The organism is Bacillus sp. CPT56D-587-MTF (assembly GCF_058792335.1).
The window spans coordinates 844358-864478 of record NZ_JBYTEF010000001.1; the positions used below are offsets into that span (position 1 = coordinate 844358).

The following is a 20121-nucleotide window of genomic DNA, read 5'->3' on the forward strand; positions in this document are numbered from 1 at the left end:
ACATGAAAAGAAAATACTCCAATCAGAGAAAGAATCTATGCCAAATAGAGAAATTCTCTTATGAAGTCGTGTTATTCCAAGGAACCGTTCTAGTTTCTATGACTTGGTTTATCGCTTGTAAGACCGATTGTTTTTGTTTTTTCATGGTACTCATAAAGCTTCGTATCTGACAAAAAGATTCTGCGCCTTTCTTACTTCGGAAAGTCCCAGACACTTTCTGTTTTACTTTCGTCATCCGAATATCCCGTTCTGCTTGATTGTTATCAAATGGAATGGCTGGATGTTCTAAAAACCCTAGAATTCTGTCAGAATACTTGACGAAGCGATTCCATAAATTTTGAGAAGGCGTCTGCTTTCCTTTCTTCTTTTGTTTCGTGGAAAGAATCTGTTGTTCTTTCAATATGGATTGATACATAATAAACAGATTCTTTTGCGTCGCTTTTGGCATGGTACCTTCGGATTGCTTTTTCATCGTCAACGCTTGCGTTAGAAATTTCTGCATCTGTTGTGCCCATTGTTCTCCAGTACTATCTATAATTCCTTGTAAATCTCGTAAGAGATGGGCATTACATAAAACGTGACGACAATCTGTATACGCATCATACGATTTCCAACCATCATGCATCGCAATTCCAGAAAAAGATGGCAAGATTTCTCCAGCATCCATTGCTTCTTTTCCACGTTTTTGATGAATATGTTGCAATGTCACCTCCGGTGTACTGGCAGTATGTAACCATTGTGTTTTGTTTTCTACACGCATACCAGTTTCATCAAAATGGACAACAGGAGACTGCAGAATCTTTTCCTTTACTTCTTTTATGAATGGCTGCAATTGAGAAGCGAAAGCCTGTGTATGATTTACCAGGGTTCCTTCGCTTATAGAATGTCCAAAACAATCCTGAAAGAATTCTTTTGTTCGCTTCAAAGAAATGCATTGATAATGCGTTAAATAGGGAATCAGTCTTTTTATATTTGGACCATATTGAACAGGACGAGATACTGTCGAAGGAAATTGGGCTTCTTGGATAGAATGGCAATGTGGGCATTCTTTCTGTTCTACTTTATGTTCTGTCACTTCGATCTGAATAGGTGGTAAGTCATACACTTGGCGAATGCGATACCCTTTTACAGGCTCGTGGTTCAAGGAAGTATGACAACAAGTACAATATGTAGGAGAATGTGTAATCGTATGATCTGGAGTCGCTGTCAAACCAAGAGTATGTCCCTTGTGGCCCAACTGGCCACCCGTTTGACGATGAGACGGTTTGCGCAAACTTTTTGTAACGGGCTTACCCAAACCATCTGTAGAAGGTGGCTTATGACTATTTTTGGAGTTTTTTTTTGAAGCATTTTCTAGTTCTTGTATACGTTTTTCTAACTTAGAAAATGTTTCTTCAAATAAAGAAATAACAGCTTCAGGTCCTTTTTTATATGTATCTAAAATAATTTTTCGATCGACCATAAGATTCACCTCCCCTGTTTGATATACTCAGTATTTACAAATGGGAGGCATATGAAACTAGTAAAATTTAAAAAAGACACCGAAAGGTGGCTGAGTAGTTACGGCCAATATTTACTTCATCATGATAAAAAAGGTGCAGAATTAGCAGTTGATCCATCACCTGTGTATAAAAATTCTGGCGGAATTTATGCTGGCTTTAAAAATTATTGGTTCCGTGTAACAGCGTATAGTAAAGCCGGACATGCTGAAAGTGAAATTTCGCATGAGTTTGTACCTAAATTTGCTCAAGACTTTGGGTTTATAGGGATGTTTGATTACTGGGCATCAGTTCCGGTACTAAATGGCACAGTGAATGCTACAAATGGTAACTTTATCATGAGTGAAAAAGATATTACGTTATCAGGGCGCGGACCGGATGTATCAGTGGAAAGAACGTATAATAGCCAAAGTAAAAAAGTAGGTCTATTTGGTACAGGGTGGTCTAGTGGATTAGAAGAAAGAATTTTGGCTGAAGGAAATGGAAACCTACTATTAATTTCTGCCGATGGCGCAAATATTACTTTTACTAGAACGGGAGATAATACGTATCAAGCTCCTACAGGTATATATTTAGAAATTAAACAAGTATCAGGCGGATATGAAATAAAAGATAAAGACCAAACGGTTACTTTCTATAAATCTGGAGATGCACAAGGGCGTATCGAGTATACAAAAGATAAATATGGAAATACGACGACATATGAGTATGATGGGGAATCACGTTTATCAAAAGTAAAGAATGCTTCTGGTAAAGAGTTAGTCGTACAATATGATGGAAATAATAAAAAAGCAGCAAGAGTAATCGGCCCAGATAGCAAAACAATTACATTTAATTACGATGGAGATTTACTCGTTTCTTCTACAACACCAGAAGGAAAAGTATATAAATACGGATATGATAATGGATTACTAACATCTATTTATGATCCGCAACATACAGATACCAAACCATATAAAACATCATATGCATACGAGAATAATAGATTAGTAAAAGTAACGGATCCATTAGGAAAAGCTACGACATTAGCATATAATACAGATGCGAAAGAAGTTACGTTAACGAATCCTAAAGGGCGTAAAACTGTTTATACGTATAACGATGCTGGAAACCCAGTCAAAACAGTTGAAGATTCTGGGCGTCTAAATTTAACAACAACGTATGAATATAATGCAAATAACCTAGTAAAAACAACAACTCCTAAAAATCAAACAGAAACAGCGACCTATGATGGTAATGGGAATGTAACTTCTGTTACTGATGAAATGGGAACAGAAAAGTTTGAGTACAATAAAGACAACGGGCTTATAAAAGCGACAGATAACGAAAATCGTGAAACAACAGTTGCTTATAAGGCTGCAAATACAGAAGTATCTGAAACAGACCAAGCAGCAAATACATCATCTTTCATGCAGTATAATCAGTTTGGAAATCCAATTGCAACAACTAGAGAGCTGGGAACAGGAGAAAACCTGATTCAAAATCCAAGCTTTGAAATGAACGGTACGGAAAAATGGGTACCAGTAAATGTGAATAATTCCGGATCTATTACAAAAGATGCAACACCGGCACCAGGTGGTCTGGGCGGAGAATCATCACTTAAAATTTCAACAAAAGCAACGAATAATGATTGGGGCTATATTGCTGCAATTCAAGAAGTAACGTTAGAACCAAATACAACGTATACGTTAAGTGGTATGATGAAAACGGATTTAGCCAATGGTGCTGGTTTCTTCAATGTACAGTTATTAAATGAAAACGGTGCTGGTGTAGATGGTGGATGGCATGATACTCGTCACAATAAAGTTCAAGGAACGAGGGATTGGGTTAACCGTCAAGTTACTTTTAAAACAACAGAACAAACGAGAAAAGTACAAATCTATTTACAAGTAGAAAATGGCGGTTCTGCTACGAGTGGTTCTGTCTGGTTTGATAAGATTCAACTAGAAAAAGGTGAAGTTTCTTCTAGCTTTAACCCAATTGAAAATAGTAGTTTAGAAAATATGGCGGGAAATGGCTGTATGCCAGGTTGGATTCGAGGAGATGGAACAAGTTGTGATCCGAAAGATGTTTCTCAGCAAGAGGGCTTTACGGGACATTCATCTATTGTATTAGAGCGTAGCCAATATGGAGGGTCAGATGTTGGCTATAGTAAAAGAGTTATATTGAATCAGAAAAAGGCAGAAACATTAACGCTAACAGGAATGTCTAAATCTGAAAATGTAGAAAATGATGCGCCAGATAAACTTTCTCGAGACTATGCGATTTGGGCGGATGTACATTATCAAGATGGCAGTGGTGAAAATTATCAAGTAAAATTCCCAAGCGGTACAAATGATTGGAATCGTAGTGCGGTTGTAATTCCAGCTAACAAACCAATTAAACATATTCAGGTGTACCTATTATTTAGAAACAATAATAAAGGGAAAGTATGGTTTGATGATATTCGTTTACTAGAAGGAAACGCTCTTATTAAAAACGAGTACGACAACGATGGAAATGTTGTTGCTGCGTATGATGAAGAAGGACAGAAAAACACCTTCACATATGATACATCAGGAAATAAAAAGAGCGAGACAGATGAAAAAGGAAATACCAAACTATATGATTACAATAAAGATAATCTATTAATGAAGGTTACTTTGAAAAATGGTACCTCTGTAAATTATCGTTATGATCATAATGGAAATACAACAGAGAAATCTGTCATGTTTGGTGGGAAAACACAGACACACAAATATGAATATGATGCAGATAATAAAAACACGGTGTATATCGATGCGTTAAACCGTCGTATTGAAAATATGTACGATGAAAATGCAAACAAGATTAAAACAACAATGCCAAACGGCTCTATTTTAGAATCTGTATATGATACAGCAGATCGCGTCGTTGGTGAAAAGCGCAACGGAAAAGATTCATTTACATTCGAACGTGATCAAAATGGACAAGTTACGAAAGTAAAAGACCATGTCAACGGCGTAGAACGTACAAAAACATACGACAAGGCAGACCGCGTTACAAGTGCAACAGATAGTCGAGGCGGAAAAATTGATTGGGCATACCACGACAAAGCAAACAGTAAGACAGAAAAACTAAAAGAACAAACAATTACGCAAGGTGGATACACAAATAAAGTATCGTATGACTACAATACGTTAGATCAAAACATTCGTGTAACAGACGGTTCTCAAACGTATCGCTTTGATTATGATGATCAAGGAAACGTTCGTACGTATACAGCTGGTAATGGTTCAGGTTCTACCTTTAACTATGATCATGCGAACAAAATTAAAGATTTAGTAGTAGGTACGTCAAACAGTATTCTACTTTCTGAAAGATATGAATATGACCAAGCAGGCAACCGTACGAAGATTAAACATGAAGGTGCGAGCGGAAAAGTAACAGAAACAAACTTTGTATATGACCCGATTAACCAATTATTAAATGAAGCACTACCAAACGGAACAACTAAATCATACACATATGATGGATTTGGAAACCGTACAAGTGTGAAAGTTGTAGAGAATGGAAAAGAAACAAAATCTATAGCGGCAACATTTAATGACGGAAATCAGCTTGTGAAATTCGGAAACGAATCATTAACGTATGATGCGAATGGAAATCGTACATCTGATGGAAAGTACAAGTATACATGGAATGAACATGACCAAATTGTTGCTATCACAAAACAAGGTGAGAGCAATGCATTCGCGACTTATAAGTATGATGAGGATAATCGTCGTATTGAAAAGAGTGTAAATGGTCAAGTAACACGTTATTTCTATGATGGAGACAGCATTAATCCGTTATATGAGACGGATGGTAGTGGAAAGGTACTTCGCCAATATGTGTATTCCGTAAATGGTTTACGTATGGCTATGAAATCGCAAGGACAAACATTATACTATCACTACAACCCACGCGGTGATGTAGTCGCAATGACAGATCAAAATAGAGAAGTTGTAGCAACGTATGAATATGATTCGTGGGGCAATGTAATAAAGAGTGATACGAAAGGTATCGCCGCAGAGAATCCATTTGGATATGCGGGATACATGTATGATAAAGAAATTGGGATGTATTATCTGATTGCGAGATACTATAATCCAGAACATGGTGTGTTTTTATCGGTAGATCCTGATCCGGGTGATGAAGATGATCCAATTACCATGAATGGGTATACGTATGGTGATAATAATCCGGTGATGAAGATTGACCCAGATGGGCATGTCGCTTGGTGGATAGCTGGTGCGTTAGGTGGAGCTGCTTGGGATGTTGGTACTTACTTATGGAATAATCGAAAAAAAGGGTATTATTGGAAAGGAGTAGGGAAATCAGCACTAAGAGGAGCGGTGGCAGGAGTTGCACTAGGTGGAGTTGGAAGAGTTGGCTATTTCGCAGCAAAATTAAAATATAGTATTCATGCGACAGAGCACTTAGCGAACCCAGCGCGTCAAATGTCTAAATCTGCTACAGTATTAGTTCGAAGTTTTGGTAGAAAGCATATAGATAAAAGAAATCCACATGACCGATTTGTGCAAACGTTAGGTAAAAAACATATTGTTGTATCAAAAACTAAAAAAAATAACATTATTAGTCTAGGGCATCGCTCGAAGAAGGATAAAAATTGGAAGAAGGTGGAATGGTGGAAATAAAAAAAGAAATTGAGTTGGTGTTTTTAGGGGATGAAAAAAAGATAACCATTGTATCATTTGGGTCTATGTATCCAAATGATGATGAGCTGTATTTACGTGATTTACAACTGAATTTCTTAGCTGTATCCTCGAATAATATTCATTATGAGTGTAAAGGGCCAATGTTTTTGACGAGTGAAATAATTAAATTTGGGGAAGAACTAGAAGCATTACTACGAAAAGATATTAAGGAAGCTGTATTAAGTGCTGATGAAGAGGAAATAGAATTTAAAGTGAAGCTAAAAAAAAATCGATTTTTAGTATACTTTACTTTTGTTAAAAATGATTTGATTAATGAAAAATGGGAGTATGAAACATCATTCGGGATGGAAGTAAAAGTTGTAGAAGAGATGTGTTGTAAAATAAAAAAAATATATAGTTAATTAGGAGGTCATTGAAAAAGTCCACTTAAAAAGAAAAAGGAGTTCATCACCTACTATTTACAGGGGATGAACTCCTTTTTTCGAAATAATCACTTTTTTGGTGGAGGGTTTGATAAAATGATTTCTTATGGTATTTATTACAAAGGCTATGAATCTAATAAAAGGGTATAGTTATTAAAGACTGCTTGTATTTATTGATAGCAAGGAGGGGATGATAATGAAATTCCTAAAATATGAAGATGGACAAGTATTAAATATGTTATATAAACAAGGTATAGACTTTAATAAAACACACATAGTGGATTTCTTTATTGTAATTCCTGATCAAGACAATAGGGAAAAGTAATTGGCAGATTACAAGCATTGGATTTAAAGTGTGAATTAGTTTTAATGAAGAATTTGAAGATAGGGATTGCGCGTTATTATAATCCAGACCATGGTGTGTTCTTATCGGTGGATCCTGGATCCGGGTGATGAAGATGATCCGGTTACGATGACGAATCAGGATAAAGAAGTTGTAGCAACGTATGAATATGATACATGGGGTAACGTCTTAAAGAGCGAAGCAAAAGGAATCGCAGCAGACAACCCATTCGGATATGCGGGATACATGTATGATAAAGAGATTGGTATGTATTACTTGATCGCGAGATACTATAACCCAGACCATGGTGTGTTCTTATCGGTGGATCCAGATCCGGGTGATAGTGATGATCCAGTGACGCAGAATGGGTATACGTATGGTGATAATAATCCGGTGATGATGGTGGATCCGGATGGGCATTGGGCATATCGCTTTTGGGGTACGACGCCGATGCCGTATCATAATAATCGGACAGCATATGCACATGTTAAGGGAGTTAAGTCTGGGTTGGTTGCGGTAAGAGATAGTTATGCAGGATTTGTTGGAATGGGAAATGGATTGAATAAGGCATTTACTTTTGGTGTCGGCTGGGCTTTTGGATGGAAAACATCTAAAAATAACTCAAAAAAGAAAATTGCAAACTTATCTCCTGGACAGCGTGTTGCAAAACAGCAAATCATAAAAAATACAGTGAAATCAGCGGCTAAAGGAGCGTTTTTTGTTGGTAGTAAAGCTGTTGGAGGAATAGGGCTTATCCCGGACTTGGTAGTTTATGTAGATGGATATTATAAAGGATATAAAAAAGGATATACGGAGTATAGAACGAAAAAAACTAATTCTAAGAAAAGGAGGAAGTAGATTAGTAATATGGAGATGACACAGATATTTATTGGTGTATATAATGTTGTTTTAATTTTAGTTGTATTAGCGATTATGTTAAAAAAGAAACAATATAAAGTGGTAACGGTGTTAGTAGTGAGTCTAATATATATATTCATAGCAACCTTTACTCCATATAGATCGTTCTTTAGTAATATAATGAATGTATTAATAGTGATCTCTTTGATGATTAGTGGAATATTAGCTAGTATGTTTGAAAAAGAAAAATAAAGTAAAGTTGATTCAGTGTATCTCAAAATTTAAACAGGTAGTTTAATTTTGGGATACACTTTTTTATTTAAAATAACACCTTCCTGCTACTACAATTTTTGATTTGGGACGAAATTTGAGTAGTTGTTTAGAGAGTCGAAATGATGCTAGATTACATTCAATAGCATTAGATAGTTTATGTAATCCACTATGTCATTTAGAGGGGGCATACCTAGCTGCTTTTTATCATGCAAATAGAGAAGTTGTAGCAACGTATGAATATGATTCGTGGGGTAACGTACTAAAGAGCGACGTAAAAGGTATCGCAGCGGACAATCCATTTGGATATGCGGGATACATGTATGATAAAGAAATTGGCATGTATTATCTAATTGCGCGTTACTATAACCCAGAGCATGGTGTGTTCTTATCGGTGGATCCTGATCCGGGTGATGAAGATGACCCAATTACCATGAATGGGTATACGTATGGTGATAATAATCCGGTGATGATGGTGGATCCGGATGGGCATTGGGCATATCGTCCTTGGGGAACGACACAATTGTGGGTTTATGATAAGAGAACGGCTTATGCCAATGATAGAGCAGTACGAGCCGGAATAAAAGGTTGGGCAGAGAGCTATAGTTTTAATCTTATGGGTGGAGGGAATTTTGTTAGTAAATTGGGACCATTTATAACGGGAGCATCTAAAGGGTGGAAACAATCTAAAACAAAATCAAAGGTAAAGGCATCTCAAGTAAAAGTTGGAAATCGAAAAGGGATGCAAAGTGTGTTGAAAGGTGCAGGTAAACAAGCAATAAAGGCTGCTATAGTAAGAGGTAGTAAAGCTGTAGGAGTATATGGGTTTGCTGCGGACGCAGGCATCTTCTTGTATGAATATCAAAAAGAGTATAAAAAAGCCTATATAAATTATAGGCCTAAGAAGAAAAAAAGAAGATAGGAGATGGTTTTTATTGGAGGTGGAGCAATTATTACATGGAGTATAGGGATAGGTTGGATTTTATATTTGTCAATAATGTTCTTAAAATCAAGAGAATACATTCCGTTTACTATTACAGGAATATGGCTCGTATATATAATAGTTATAATCTTCACTCCATATTTTAACTTTTTAAGTTGGGGTATTAAAATTTTGATTTTATTCTTTTTTGCGCTGGCTGTTTGTTGCTCATTTGTGTTTTATAAAACTAGGTGATTTCTTTTATTAATAGAAATTGTGTAGTTGATTGGAAGTACGATGATAGTAAGTAGGGACATAACTTTATGTCCTTACTTATATAGGACGAGATAGATCAACTTGTTGCTTTAACGAGAAAAGGTGAAAAGAACGTAAACGGACAAGTAACCCGTTACTTCTACGACGGTGACAGCATTAACCCGCTATACGAAACAGACGGGAACGGAAAAGTCCTCCGACAATACGTTTACAACAAAGACGGCGTCCGCCTAGCAATGAAAATACAAGATCAATCGGTATACTACCATTACAACCCGCGCGGTGACGTAATAGCAATGACCGACAAGGACGGACAAATAGTCGCAAGCTATGAATACGATGCATGGGGGAACGTCTTAAAGAGTGAAGCAAAAGGAATCGCAGCGGACAATCCATTTGGATATGCGGGATACATGTATGATAAAGAAATTGGGATGTATTACTTGATTGCAAGATACTATAACCCAGAGCATGGTGTGTTCTTATCGGTGGATCCAGATCCGGGTGATGAAGACGATCCGATTACAATGAATGGGTATACGTATGGTGATAATAATCCGGTGATGATGGTGGATCCGGATGGGCATTGGGCATATCGCTTTTGGGGTACGACGCCGATGCCGTATCATAATAATCGGACAGCATATGCACATGTTAAGGGAGTTAAGTCTGGGTTGATTGCGGTAAGAGATAGTTATGCAGGATTTGTTGGGTTTGGAAATGTAATGAATAAGTTGCTAACTTTTGGTGTGGGGGCAAATTATGGATGGAAAACATCTAAAAATAACTCGAAAAAGAAAATTGCAAACTTATCTCCTGGACAGCGTGTTGCAAAACAGCAAATCATAAAAAATACAGTGAAATCAGCGGTTAAAGGAGCATTTTTTGTTGGCAGTAAAGCTGTTGGGGGAATAGGGCTGATCCCGGACTTGGTAGTTTATGTAGATGGATATTATAAAGGATATAAAAAAGGGTATACGGAGTATAGACCGAAAAAAACTAATTCTAAGAAAAGAAGGAGATAGATTAGTAAAATGGAGACGACACATATAATAATTGGTATATATAATGTTGTTTTTATTATAGCTGCATCGGTGTTTATGTTAAAAAGGAAAAACTATCGAGCTGTAATAGTGTTAGTAGTATGTCTCATATATACAATTCTAGTAAGTTTTACTTCATATATGTCGTTCTTTGGTTACACAATTAACACGTTAATTGTAATTTTTCTGGGTATTATTTTCTTCTTAGCTAGTATATTTGAAAAAGAAAAATAAAGTAAAGTTGATTCAGTGTATCTCAAAATTTAAACAGTTAGTTTAATTTTGGGATACATTTTTTTATTTAAAATTACTTATTCTTCTATGACGGTAATAGAAGCAATCCATGAGGAAAAGGGAGTTATGATAATGCAAGATAATGTACTAGAAAAATTAATAAAACGACTTTCCGTATTATCCACTGAAAAAGAACGTGAACTATTAGCGGTGGATTTAAATGATATATATGAGAGTAGTAAAAGTTTTGAAAAATTGCTTGAAAATATTATGAACTCACAACAGTCTAAAGAAGACTTAATAGATGCGCTAATTGAAGTGGAGATAGAATTAGATCACATCAATTGGCATTACAAAAGCTTGAAGAAAAAGTTGGGAATATTGATGGAAGATTAAAAAGCACAACCTTATGTAAAAAGATAAGGTTGTGCTTTTTTAATTTCCTTGCGGTGAAACAAGAGTAAATGTATCTTTCAAATCACTATCATTTATTTTAATATTTGCCTTTTTTAATTCCTCTTGTAACAATTTTTTGCTGAATACAGGATCAGCAGTACGTTCTTCCTCTAAGTTTTTGCGAATAGAGTTTTTTACCTCATCGTAAGGTTTTAAATCTTTTTTATCAGTTAATTTAATAACGTGATAACCGTTTGATGATTTTACGGGATTGCTAATTTGTCCAACATTTAGTTTGTAGGCAGCGGTTTCGAATTCAGGAGCCATTGTACCTGAATTGAAGTATCCAAGGTCTCCACCTTTATCTTTTGATAGCAGATCTTGTGATTCTTGTTTTGCTAATTCTTCAAATGAAGCACCAGCATCTAGTTTACTCTTTATTTCTTTCGCTTCATTTTCGTCACTTACTAAAATGTGACTCGCTTTAATTTCTGGCTTATAGTGGTCTTTTACATCTTTTTCTGTAATGCTTTTCTTAATCGCTTCATTCATAGCAAGTTTGAACTTAATTTGATTTTTGAAATCCTCTTCATCTTTTAAACCATAATTTTCTAATACTTTTTTGAATTGATCTCCATATTGTTTTTTTACTTTTTCTACTTCTTTATTTACCTCTTCATCAGGTACTTTATATTTTTTTGTGATGACGTCTTGTGCCATCATTTCGTATAGCATGTCTTTTCCGTAACGATCTTTCAATTGTTTTTCGAAGTTATCCTTTGTAATGGTGGAGTCTGTTGCTGTAGCGACTGTAGCTGAGCCATTCTTTTGTCCGCAAGCAGATAGCATCAATATACTTATTAGTGCAGTAATAATGAAAATATGTTTCCCTCTCATGCCAACACCTCATCCGAATATGTTATCGCTATTGTAGAATATAGAAGTGAACATGAAGTGAATTTTTAATGTTTTTTCCTTTAAAATGTAAAAAAGTACATCAACATAATTGTTGATGTACGATGGAATCAAAGGTGATCGGTCTTTTTAGAGTATGCACGTTTACCTTGCTGAATATTTTTTTGCTCTTGCTCATTTTTTTGTGTGCGTTTTGCGTTATTATCGCGTGCTTTTTTGTCGTTATCACTCGTATGTGGCATATGTATCAACTCCATTTCTAAACGTTGTACGTTTATCATTTCCTTTTTCGTAAAGACTATGTATAGCGGTGCATTTATGAAGGGTAAAGGTGGATTCGAAATGGATTTGAAGTTGAATTATACTGAACTTATAAAGAAGTTAATCGTTGTAATCATCGCAGGTTTATTAAACGCGATTGGGATGAATTTATTTTTAACGCCAGCAAAAGTGTATGCGAGCGGCTTTGCTGGATTGTCTCAATTATTATCACAAATATTAGGTGATTTTTTATCGATTCACATATCTACGGGAGTATTGTTTAGCTTATTTAATATTCCTGTCGTTATTTTAGCGTGGAAAAAGGTTGGAAAGGCCTTCACCTTTTTTAGTTTTCTTTGTGTTATATTTATGACTCTGTTTCTAGAAATCATCCCTGTTAGAGCGGTTTCGAATGATATCATATTAAATGCGATTTTTGGCGGGATTATTTCGGCAATTGGAGTAGGGATTGCTTTAAAGTGGGGTGCTTCTACAGGTGGATTAGATATTATCGCCATGATTTTATCAAAAATAAAAGATAAGCCTGTCGGTACATACTTTTTCTTTTTTAATGCAATTATCATTATCGCTGCTGGCTATGTATATGGATGGGAAAAAGCGTTATATACGCTAGTGACTTTATATGTATCAACGAGAATTATTGATGCAATTCATACTCGTCATGTAAAGATTACAGCATTAATTGTTACGAAGAATGGGGCAGATGTAAGAAAGGCGATTCACTCGCGATTAGTAAGAGGGATTACAACGATACCAGCAACAGGTGCTTATACGAATGAAAATAAAGAAATGTTAATGATGGTTATTACTCGTTATGAGTTATACGAATTAGAGAGGATTATTAAACAAGTGGACCCAGGTGCATTTACAAATATACTGCAAACAGTTGGGGTGTTCGGATTGTTTCGGAAAGATTAAAGAGGACCAAAGTTGGTCCTCTTTTTTAATGTAAATTCGTAATGTTTTGCAATTGCTCTTGCATTTCACGGAGCTGAACTTTTTCAGCAGTTGAAGAGTTTGCGTAAGCGGATTGCAAAGCATTTTTTGCTCTATACACCAGATCTTGTTGCTCAGTACCGCTTGAACAAGATACGGCATTTTCAACAGCATCTCTAGCTTGTTGGAATAGTAAGTTCCCCATTTAAACCCCTCCAAAAGAAGAGTTACTTCTTGCTTTTTCTGCCTCAGCTAATGTACCTCTGTACGGGAATCTTGCATCATGCTTCATAACAGCATCGGCTCCTTGTTGGATAAAACGTTTTGATTTGTTCTTTTTACCCATTCGAAAAACCCCCTTTATTTAGCTGAAAACAATCGACGCAATGTCTCATGCGTCTACTTATAGTATGGACATTTGGCAGGAAACTATAAGTAGGGAATTTTTAGATTACAACCCAAGAACCTCTTCTAAATATAAAGCAATACCATCTTCTTCGTTCGTTAACGTCGTATGGTTTGCGAGTGATTTTAATTCAGGGATGGCATTTCCCATTGCGATGCCGTGACCAGCAAATTCAATCATTTCAAAATCATTATCTTCATCACCGAAAGCGATAATGCGCTCTTGTGGAATGTTGTAATGACTAGAAATTTTTTGTAATCCAACTGCTTTATTTAATCCGCTTTTCACAATTTCAATAATCGGCCAAGGTGCGCCCCATTTTCTATGGTCGATTACTTCCGCATGCATATCGGTTAAATGTTGACGAATTGCAGTAGAATGCTCGTCATGTGCGTCAATTAATAAGCAAGTTGGATGATCGTTTAAAATATTTAATAAGTCTCCCGTAAAAATCTTAGGAGAGCCGAATTCGAAAATATGTTTTTTATCTTCATCAATTTCACGAACATACACATCGTCCATTACTTCCGCGTATATATTTTTTACGCCAAAATCAAAGCAAGCTCGGACAATTTCTTGCGCTGTTGCTAGCTCAAGAGGAGAGTGATGTGTTCCCCAGTTTGAATCAAGAGGATGATGTACGTAAGCGCCGTTAAAGTTTACGATAGGTGTGTTAAGATCAAGTTCTTTATAGTAATCATAACTAGCACGGAATGGACGTCCTGTTGAAATAACGACAATATGTCCCTGTTCTTTTGCTTTTGCAATTGTATGTTTCGTTCGAGTGGAAATTATTTTGTTGTCTGTTAATAAAGTGCCGTCTAAGTCTAATGCGATTAAATGTTGTTTGTTCATAATTTCACCTCTTATAATAATTTTTTGTATCTATCTGTATTTCCGTTTTTAATATGCAGAAATAAGAGGTTAGACTCGGTGAAATCACCATAGATGGAAATTTCACTATATATCCATCTTACGTCTCAAAGTGCTGTGGTGTCTACTATTTATCGTTGGAAATTAAGAAAAGTCAACATCTTTTTAGAAAGTTCAAACAATGTTTCTTTCATTATGTACAAATTGTGAAAAGGGTTACATTGCTCGTGTGATGAGGCATATAATGAACATGTAATCTTCTCGTATATGTTTGACTCTCCTTTGAAACTAGCCTAGAGTAGGTTGGTTTCTTTTTTTTTTCTACAGGTAGGAAAGAAATCCCTGCTTACGCTTGTGTCATTCATATATATGTACAAGAATGAGATGTAGTACTGTTTCCTAAACATGACAGAAAAGCTTTCTTTTAAAATGGATATACTAATGAGGCAAGACGTCATGGAAGGAGAATGAAGATGGGACAAAATCGCAGGTTTCGTTCTGGACAAAAAGCGCCGAATGATGGCATTTACGTAGAAATTGGTGAAACGGGAAGTATGGTGAAAGATCCGCAAATGGTGAAATTAACTGCCGGTGAAAAGTTTCCGGATAACACGAATCATAACCGCCAGTGGACATATAAAAGAAAACCGTAACAGAAGCCGCAATCATTATTGCGGCTTTTTTGTCGTTACACATTGTAATTTCATTTACCGTATTTTTTAGCAGTATAATGAATGCTCTCTTTTTCTTTTTCAAATAATAAGTTTGAAAATACATAGGCAAAATTATTGTATAAAAAAGTCAGTTGGCGTATAATCAAATCAAAGGTCAAAGAAAGTCAAACTTTTGGAGGGCTGTAAAGATGGACTTAAATCAAATGACAACAAAAACACAAGAGGCGATTATGAGTGCCCAATCTTTAGCGGTATCTCATCATCACCAAGAGGTGGATACTGTTCATCTATTACTTGCATTATTAGAAGAGCAAGATGGATTAGCAGTACGTATATTTCAAAAAATGAATGTTGATATAGAAGCATTAAAGCAAGGTGCTGAAAGTTTAATTAAAAAGAAACCTTCTGTAACGGGGAGCGGTGCAGAAGTTGGAAAATTGTATGTAACGAGCGCTCTGCAACAACTTCTTGTAAGAGCAGGAAAAGAAGCAGAAAAACTGCAGGATGATTACATTTCAGTAGAACATGTATTGCTTGCTTTTTCTGAAGAAAAAGGCGATATAAATCGATTATTTACAAGATTGCATATTACGAAAGATAACTTATTACAGTCTTTAATGACAGTTCGGGGGAATCAAAGAGTGACGAGTCAAAATCCAGAAGCAACTTATGAAGCGTTAGAAAAATATGGCCGTGATTTAGTGGCGGAAGTGAGAGCAGGGAAAATTGATCCTGTAATCGGCCGTGATAGTGAAATACGACGTGTAATCCGTATTCTTTCACGTAAAACGAAAAACAATCCTGTTTTAATTGGGGAGCCAGGTGTTGGTAAAACAGCAATCGTTGAAGGGCTAGCACAGCGTATCGTGAAAAAGGATGTACCTGAAGGATTGAAAGATAGAACGATTTTTGCGTTAGATATGAGTGCACTCGTAGCTGGTGCGAAATTCCGTGGTGAGTTCGAAGAGCGTCTGCAAGCTGTATTAAATGAAATTAAAAAGAGTGAAGGACGCATTTTATTATTCATTGATGAACTTCATACAATAGTTGGAGCTGGTAAAACAGAGGGAGCCATGGATGCAGGAAATATGTTAAAACCGATGCTTGCGCGCGGTGAACTGCATTGTATCGGGGCGACGACGCTCGATGAATATCGCAAATATATTGAGAAAGATCCAGCGCTAGAAAGACGTTTCCAACAAGTATTAGCAGAAGAACCAACTGTTGAAGATACAATTTCAATTTTACGTGGATTAAAAGAACGCTTTGAAATTTATCACGGTGTAAATATTCATGACCGTGCGATTGTAGCAGCGTCAGTTTTATCAGATCGATATATTTCAGATCGCTTCTTACCTGATAAAGCAATTGACCTTGTTGATGAAGCGTGTGCAACAATTCGTACAGAAATTGATTCTATGCCAACAGAATTAGATGAAGTAACGCGCCGCATTATGCAGCTGGAAATTGAAGAAGCGGCTCTTGGGAAAGAAACGGATCGTGGTAGCCAAGAGCGTCTAAAAACATTGCAACGTGAATTATCGGATTTAAAAGAAGTTGCAAGTGGCATGAGAGCGAAATGGGAGAAAGAAAAAGAAGACATTCACAAAGTTCGTGACTTACGTGAACATTTAGAACGTTTGCGTCGTGAATTAGAAGAAGCAGAAGGCAATTACGATTTAAATAAAGCAGCCGAACTTCGTCACGGGAAAATTCCCGCAATTGAAAAAGAGTTAAAAGAAGCGGAAGAAATGGGCGCGCATAATAAACAAGAAAATCGTTTATTACGTGAGGAAGTAAGTGAAGAAGAAATTGCAGATATTGTTTCACGCTGGACTGGTATTCCTGTTGCGAAACTCGTGGAAGGTGAACGCGAGAAATTATTACGCTTAGAGCAAATCTTATCAGAGCGTGTCATCGGACAAGAGGAAGCAGTAAGCTTAGTGTCAGACGCAGTTCTTCGTGCTCGCGCTGGTATTAAAGATCCGAACCGCCCGATTGGTTCTTTCATCTTCTTAGGACCAACAGGTGTTGGTAAAACAGAACTTGCAAAAACGTTAGCCCAGTCTTTATTCGATAGTGAAGAGCAAATGATTCGCATTGACATGTCTGAGTATATGGAAAAACACGCCGTGTCTCGCTTAATTGGTGCACCTCCTGGATATGTAGGATATGAAGAAGGCGGTCAATTAACAGAAGCGGTAAGACGTAAACCATATTCCGTTGTTTTATTAGATGAAATTGAAAAAGCACATCCAGAAGTATTCAACATTTTATTACAAATGTTAGATGATGGACGCATTACAGATTCACAGGGCCGTACAGTGGACTTTAAAAATACAGTTATTATTATGACTTCAAATATTGGATCTGCTCATTTACTAGATGGATTAGAAGAAGATGGTTCCATTAAAGAGGAATCAAGAGACCTTGTAATGGGGCAATTAAGAGGACATTTCCGCCCTGAATTTTTAAACCGTGTGGATGAAATTATTTTATTCAAACCTCTTACAACGAATGAAATTAAAGGCATTGTTGATAAAATTGTAAAAGAACTACAAGGTCGTCTAGCTGACCGTCACATTACAGTAGAATTAACAGATGCAGCAAAAGAATTTGTTGTGGAAGCAGGTTTCGACCCAATGTACGGAGCTCGTCCATTAAAACGATACGTACAGCGTCAAGTGGAAACGAAATTAGCACGAGAATTAATTGCAGGAACAATTACTGATAATAGTCACGTAGTTGTTGATGTAGAAAATAACGAGTTAGTCGTTCATGTGAAATAAAAATAAAAAAGAGTTCGGATAAAATCCGGACTCTTTTTTTAGTGTTGTTCTACTGGCTCGTTTGGAATTGCAGCTGAAATTGCTAGTACTAACACAGCAAGAACAACTGAGAAAATAGACGCTTGGTTAAAGTCGTATGTACCGCCAGTCATAGAGCCGATTACATAGCTCATCATATGTACAAGTAAGAACGACCAAATTAATGCCCAAATGAAACGCATATTTTACACCTCTATTCGTTCAATCTGTCCTTATTGTAACACAATTGAAAAAAGAATATAGAAAAATATTTGTAGATTTTTCAACGCAAATTTGCATTCCGTTCATACATTATAAAAGAGTGGTTTTATATGTTTAGAAAATAAGGCGGGGGAAAAATGAGTATTACGGAACGTTTTTTTTACTTAGAAAAAGAACCATGTGTCATTTATTTACCGGAGAAGCCAAATGGATTTTCTGTTATGCTCCTCGGTGATTATAACTACTTTATTGAGAATGGTACAAGTTTATGGACACAGCATGCGGGTAGATCTTATTTTTTACATGGCCTTATTGAGCAAGGCTACACAGTCTTTTCTTCTAATTTATACGGAAGACATTGGGGAAACGACCAATCTGTTCGTCTAGCGAAACGTTTATATGACGTTGTGTTGAGAAAAGAGACATTGAATGCGAAAATGCACATTATGGCAGATGGTATGGGAGCACTTGTAGCACTCGAAATGATGAACAAATACCCTGAGTGTATACGCTCTGTCATTATGTTAAATCCGTGTTTAGATTTACCAGAATATGTGGAGTTTGAGAAAGAGCATAAGTTTTTTTACAAGAGACTCGTGAAGGAATTAAGTTTGGCGTATGATGCCAAAGAAGAAGAATTAGAATCAAAAATAAATAAGAAATCATTTACGCTTCTTCCATCTTGTGTACCTGTTAAAATTTTCGTATCAACACAAGAAAAAAGAGGAAGAAAACAGCAGTTGCGTAGATATGAGAAAATGAGGCAACTAAATCAATGTGATACTTCTGTCTTGTTCCATCTGCAAGATGTGAAATATAAAATGGTTAGGCAAACGACCGATTTCTTTAAAAAATATGAAGAAGAATTATGAAGCTCCCATATACATAAATGAGGAGCTATTTGTTTCAGAGGGAAAGGGTTGGTGGTATGGAACGCGTGCTAATTGTAGGTGCACTTACGTTTGTAGGTTATCACCTTGTAAATAAAATGATTGCAGAAGAAGTGGAAGTATATGGTCTTGATTTTGATGAATTCGATAGTATGACGAAAATTAATGAAGAGAAGTTATTATTAATTGGGCGAAATGCATTATTTACGTATTATTCGATAAGAGATGAAGATGGATGGAGATCGGTTGAGGAAGAGAGATTCGATACTGTTTACTTTTGCTTATATGAGCCAAATCAGCAAAGTGGATTTCGGAATGAAAGAGTCATATTACAATATTTAAAGCGAATTATAAGAATGTGTGAAGAACAAAAAGTGAAGTTAAATTTAATTTCTTCTATTGAAGTAGGCAGTACAGATGAATCCGAAAATAAGCGACTATTTTTGAAAGTAGAAGAAGGATTGAAAAAAGGGAATTTACAATATAGTGTATTTCGAGTTCCAACATTATATGGACCGTGGCAACCGTCCTTTATGATGTTTCATCAGCTTATTTTATCAGAATTAGGTGAAAAAGAGTGCCGTTGTACGATTGAGGAAAAGGGGAATGATTTACTTTACGTTGAAGATGTATGTGAATACTTATGGGAAAATGGAACGAACGGGGCGCATCTTGGTATATACAATTTACTTAGTGGTAAACAGTCATTATGGGAAAAAGGTATGAATCTTTTACGCGCGGATGATAAAGTAAATAAAAATAATAACGAAGTAAGAGATGAGGCTATCGAGGTAATTTCAATAAAAAGAAATACTCCGTTAGAATACGGTTTAAATAAGCAACTGGCACACATGAAAAAATATAAAGAGTTATACGAAGGGTAGTACGCGTGTTACACTATTGTATGTGAAAGTTTTAATGGAGAGGAAGAGCATAATATGAACGAAAAAAGCATGCAGTTTTTACAAATCGCAATGAAGCATTTACCGGAAGCAAAGGCAATTTTAGATGATAATGGAATTGCACTTGATATGGAGAAGGCACAGCCGGTGTTAGAGTTGTTAATGAAAGTTATGAACGAGGCCTATGAGCTCGGGAAAGCAGATAAAGAATAAAAAGAATAAAAAGCATCTTTTTAAGATGGAAGAGAGGCCCGAACCGTGGATAGAAGCGG

The 20121-nt window shown here is 36.2% G+C and carries 18 protein-coding genes and 3 pseudogenes; 14 read left to right on the top strand and 7 right to left on the bottom strand.

Translation table 11 applies throughout. The features are described from left to right. Nucleotides 1-58 precede the first annotated feature (58 nt). Entirely contained in the window at nucleotides 59-1462 is a 1404-nt protein-coding gene (gene tnpC / locus AC3WVZ_RS04410; protein ID WP_233935200.1) for an IS66 family transposase, read from the bottom strand. 102 nt (nucleotides 1463-1564) lie between these two features. Here tnpC and AC3WVZ_RS04415 point away from each other — a divergent pair. The 8 genes and pseudogenes from AC3WVZ_RS04415 to AC3WVZ_RS04450 form a co-directional block, all read left to right on the top strand. Beyond that, nucleotides 1565-5764 (top strand): annotated as a pseudogene (locus AC3WVZ_RS04415) (RHS repeat-associated core domain-containing protein); the annotation flags it as partial. 380 nt (nucleotides 5765-6144) lie between these two features. Beyond that, complete coding sequence (locus AC3WVZ_RS04420) at nucleotides 6145-6579, top strand: WapI family immunity protein (RefSeq protein ID WP_224742196.1); 435 nt, start codon at nucleotides 6145-6147, stop codon at nucleotides 6577-6579. A 217-nt stretch (nucleotides 6580-6796) separates the two neighbouring features. After that, nucleotides 6797-6995, top strand: a pseudogene (locus AC3WVZ_RS04425) (ribonuclease E inhibitor RraB); the annotation flags it as partial. 20 nt (nucleotides 6996-7015) lie between these two features. After that, the gene (locus AC3WVZ_RS04430) at nucleotides 7016-7801 is read left to right on the top strand and encodes an RHS repeat-associated core domain-containing protein (RefSeq protein ID WP_233936553.1); all 786 of its coding nucleotides are present in this window, start codon (nucleotides 7016-7018) and stop codon (nucleotides 7799-7801) included. A 9-nt stretch (nucleotides 7802-7810) separates the two neighbouring features. Next, entirely contained in the window at nucleotides 7811-8053 is a 243-nt protein-coding gene (locus tag AC3WVZ_RS04435; RefSeq protein ID WP_233936077.1) for a hypothetical protein, read from the top strand. Between the two features lie 232 nt (nucleotides 8054-8285). Then, a pseudogene (locus AC3WVZ_RS04440) lies at nucleotides 8286-8993 on the top strand (RHS repeat-associated core domain-containing protein); the annotation flags it as partial. A 431-nt stretch (nucleotides 8994-9424) separates the two neighbouring features. After that, the gene (locus tag AC3WVZ_RS04445; RefSeq protein ID WP_492226180.1) at nucleotides 9425-10294 is read left to right on the top strand and encodes an RHS repeat domain-containing protein; all 870 of its coding nucleotides are present in this window, start codon (nucleotides 9425-9427) and stop codon (nucleotides 10292-10294) included. A gap of 384 nt (nucleotides 10295-10678) precedes the next feature. After that, nucleotides 10679-10942 (top strand): hypothetical protein, encoded by a 264-nt coding sequence (locus tag AC3WVZ_RS04450; RefSeq protein WP_053565029.1) that lies wholly within the window; start codon nucleotides 10679-10681, stop codon nucleotides 10940-10942. Nucleotides 10943-10981: 39 nt separating this feature from the next. Here AC3WVZ_RS04450 and prsA read toward each other — a convergent pair whose 3' ends face one another. Together prsA and AC3WVZ_RS04460 are read right to left on the bottom strand one after the other, a co-directional pair. Continuing rightward, nucleotides 10982-11839, bottom strand: coding sequence for a peptidylprolyl isomerase PrsA (gene prsA, locus AC3WVZ_RS04455; RefSeq protein WP_025687955.1), 858 nt, complete (start codon nucleotides 11837-11839; stop codon nucleotides 10982-10984). Nucleotides 11840-11967: 128 nt separating this feature from the next. Then, complete coding sequence (locus AC3WVZ_RS04460) at nucleotides 11968-12099, bottom strand: DUF3941 domain-containing protein (protein WP_001120851.1); 132 nt, start codon at nucleotides 12097-12099, stop codon at nucleotides 11968-11970. Nucleotides 12100-12199: 100 nt separating this feature from the next. On the opposite strand from AC3WVZ_RS04460, the gene AC3WVZ_RS04465 reads away from it, so the two are divergent. Beyond that, nucleotides 12200-13057: a YitT family protein gene (locus AC3WVZ_RS04465; protein ID WP_000364431.1), complete on the top strand. Its 858-nt coding sequence runs from the start codon at nucleotides 12200-12202 to the stop codon at nucleotides 13055-13057. Nucleotides 13058-13082: 25 nt separating this feature from the next. Here AC3WVZ_RS04465 and AC3WVZ_RS04470 read toward each other — a convergent pair whose 3' ends face one another. The 3 genes from AC3WVZ_RS04470 to AC3WVZ_RS04480 all read right to left on the bottom strand — a co-directional run bounded on the left by AC3WVZ_RS04470 (nucleotide 13083) and on the right by AC3WVZ_RS04480 (nucleotide 14336). Further along, nucleotides 13083-13280, bottom strand: coding sequence for a DUF3813 domain-containing protein (locus AC3WVZ_RS04470; RefSeq protein ID WP_000527407.1), 198 nt, complete (start codon nucleotides 13278-13280; stop codon nucleotides 13083-13085). Next, nucleotides 13281-13421 (bottom strand): hypothetical protein, encoded by a 141-nt coding sequence (locus AC3WVZ_RS04475; RefSeq protein WP_000516816.1) that lies wholly within the window; start codon nucleotides 13419-13421, stop codon nucleotides 13281-13283. A gap of 105 nt (nucleotides 13422-13526) precedes the next feature. Then, nucleotides 13527-14336 carry a Cof-type HAD-IIB family hydrolase gene (locus AC3WVZ_RS04480; protein ID WP_001041232.1) on the bottom strand — a complete coding sequence of 270 codons (810 nt, stop codon included), beginning with the start codon at nucleotides 14334-14336 and terminating at the stop codon, nucleotides 13527-13529. A 491-nt stretch (nucleotides 14337-14827) separates the two neighbouring features. On the opposite strand from AC3WVZ_RS04480, the gene AC3WVZ_RS04485 reads away from it, so the two are divergent. Both AC3WVZ_RS04485 and clpB read left to right on the top strand, forming a co-directional pair. Next, on the top strand, nucleotides 14828-15007 hold the full coding sequence (locus AC3WVZ_RS04485; protein ID WP_000531421.1) for a YjzC family protein: 180 nt from the start codon (nucleotides 14828-14830) through the stop codon (nucleotides 15005-15007). A gap of 209 nt (nucleotides 15008-15216) precedes the next feature. Then, the gene (gene clpB, locus AC3WVZ_RS04490; protein WP_233936080.1) at nucleotides 15217-17817 is read left to right on the top strand and encodes an ATP-dependent chaperone ClpB; all 2601 of its coding nucleotides are present in this window, start codon (nucleotides 15217-15219) and stop codon (nucleotides 17815-17817) included. Nucleotides 17818-17855: 38 nt separating this feature from the next. Here clpB and AC3WVZ_RS04495 read toward each other — a convergent pair whose 3' ends face one another. After that, nucleotides 17856-18038, bottom strand: a complete 183-nt coding sequence (locus AC3WVZ_RS04495) for a YjzD family protein (RefSeq protein WP_001211116.1) — start codon at nucleotides 18036-18038, stop codon at nucleotides 17856-17858. 156 nt (nucleotides 18039-18194) lie between these two features. Between AC3WVZ_RS04495 and AC3WVZ_RS04500 the strand changes: the two genes are divergently transcribed. The 3 genes from AC3WVZ_RS04500 to AC3WVZ_RS04510 are packed head-to-tail and all read left to right on the top strand — an operon-like array spanning nucleotide 18195 to nucleotide 20062. Next, nucleotides 18195-18929 (top strand): lipase family protein, encoded by a 735-nt coding sequence (locus AC3WVZ_RS04500; protein WP_000028712.1) that lies wholly within the window; start codon nucleotides 18195-18197, stop codon nucleotides 18927-18929. A gap of 29 nt (nucleotides 18930-18958) precedes the next feature. Then, nucleotides 18959-19831, top strand: coding sequence for an NAD-dependent epimerase/dehydratase family protein (locus AC3WVZ_RS04505; RefSeq protein ID WP_002164601.1), 873 nt, complete (start codon nucleotides 18959-18961; stop codon nucleotides 19829-19831). A gap of 54 nt (nucleotides 19832-19885) precedes the next feature. Then, nucleotides 19886-20062: a ComZ family protein gene (locus AC3WVZ_RS04510; RefSeq protein ID WP_001986215.1), complete on the top strand. Its 177-nt coding sequence runs from the start codon at nucleotides 19886-19888 to the stop codon at nucleotides 20060-20062. Nucleotides 20063-20121 lie beyond the last annotated feature (59 nt).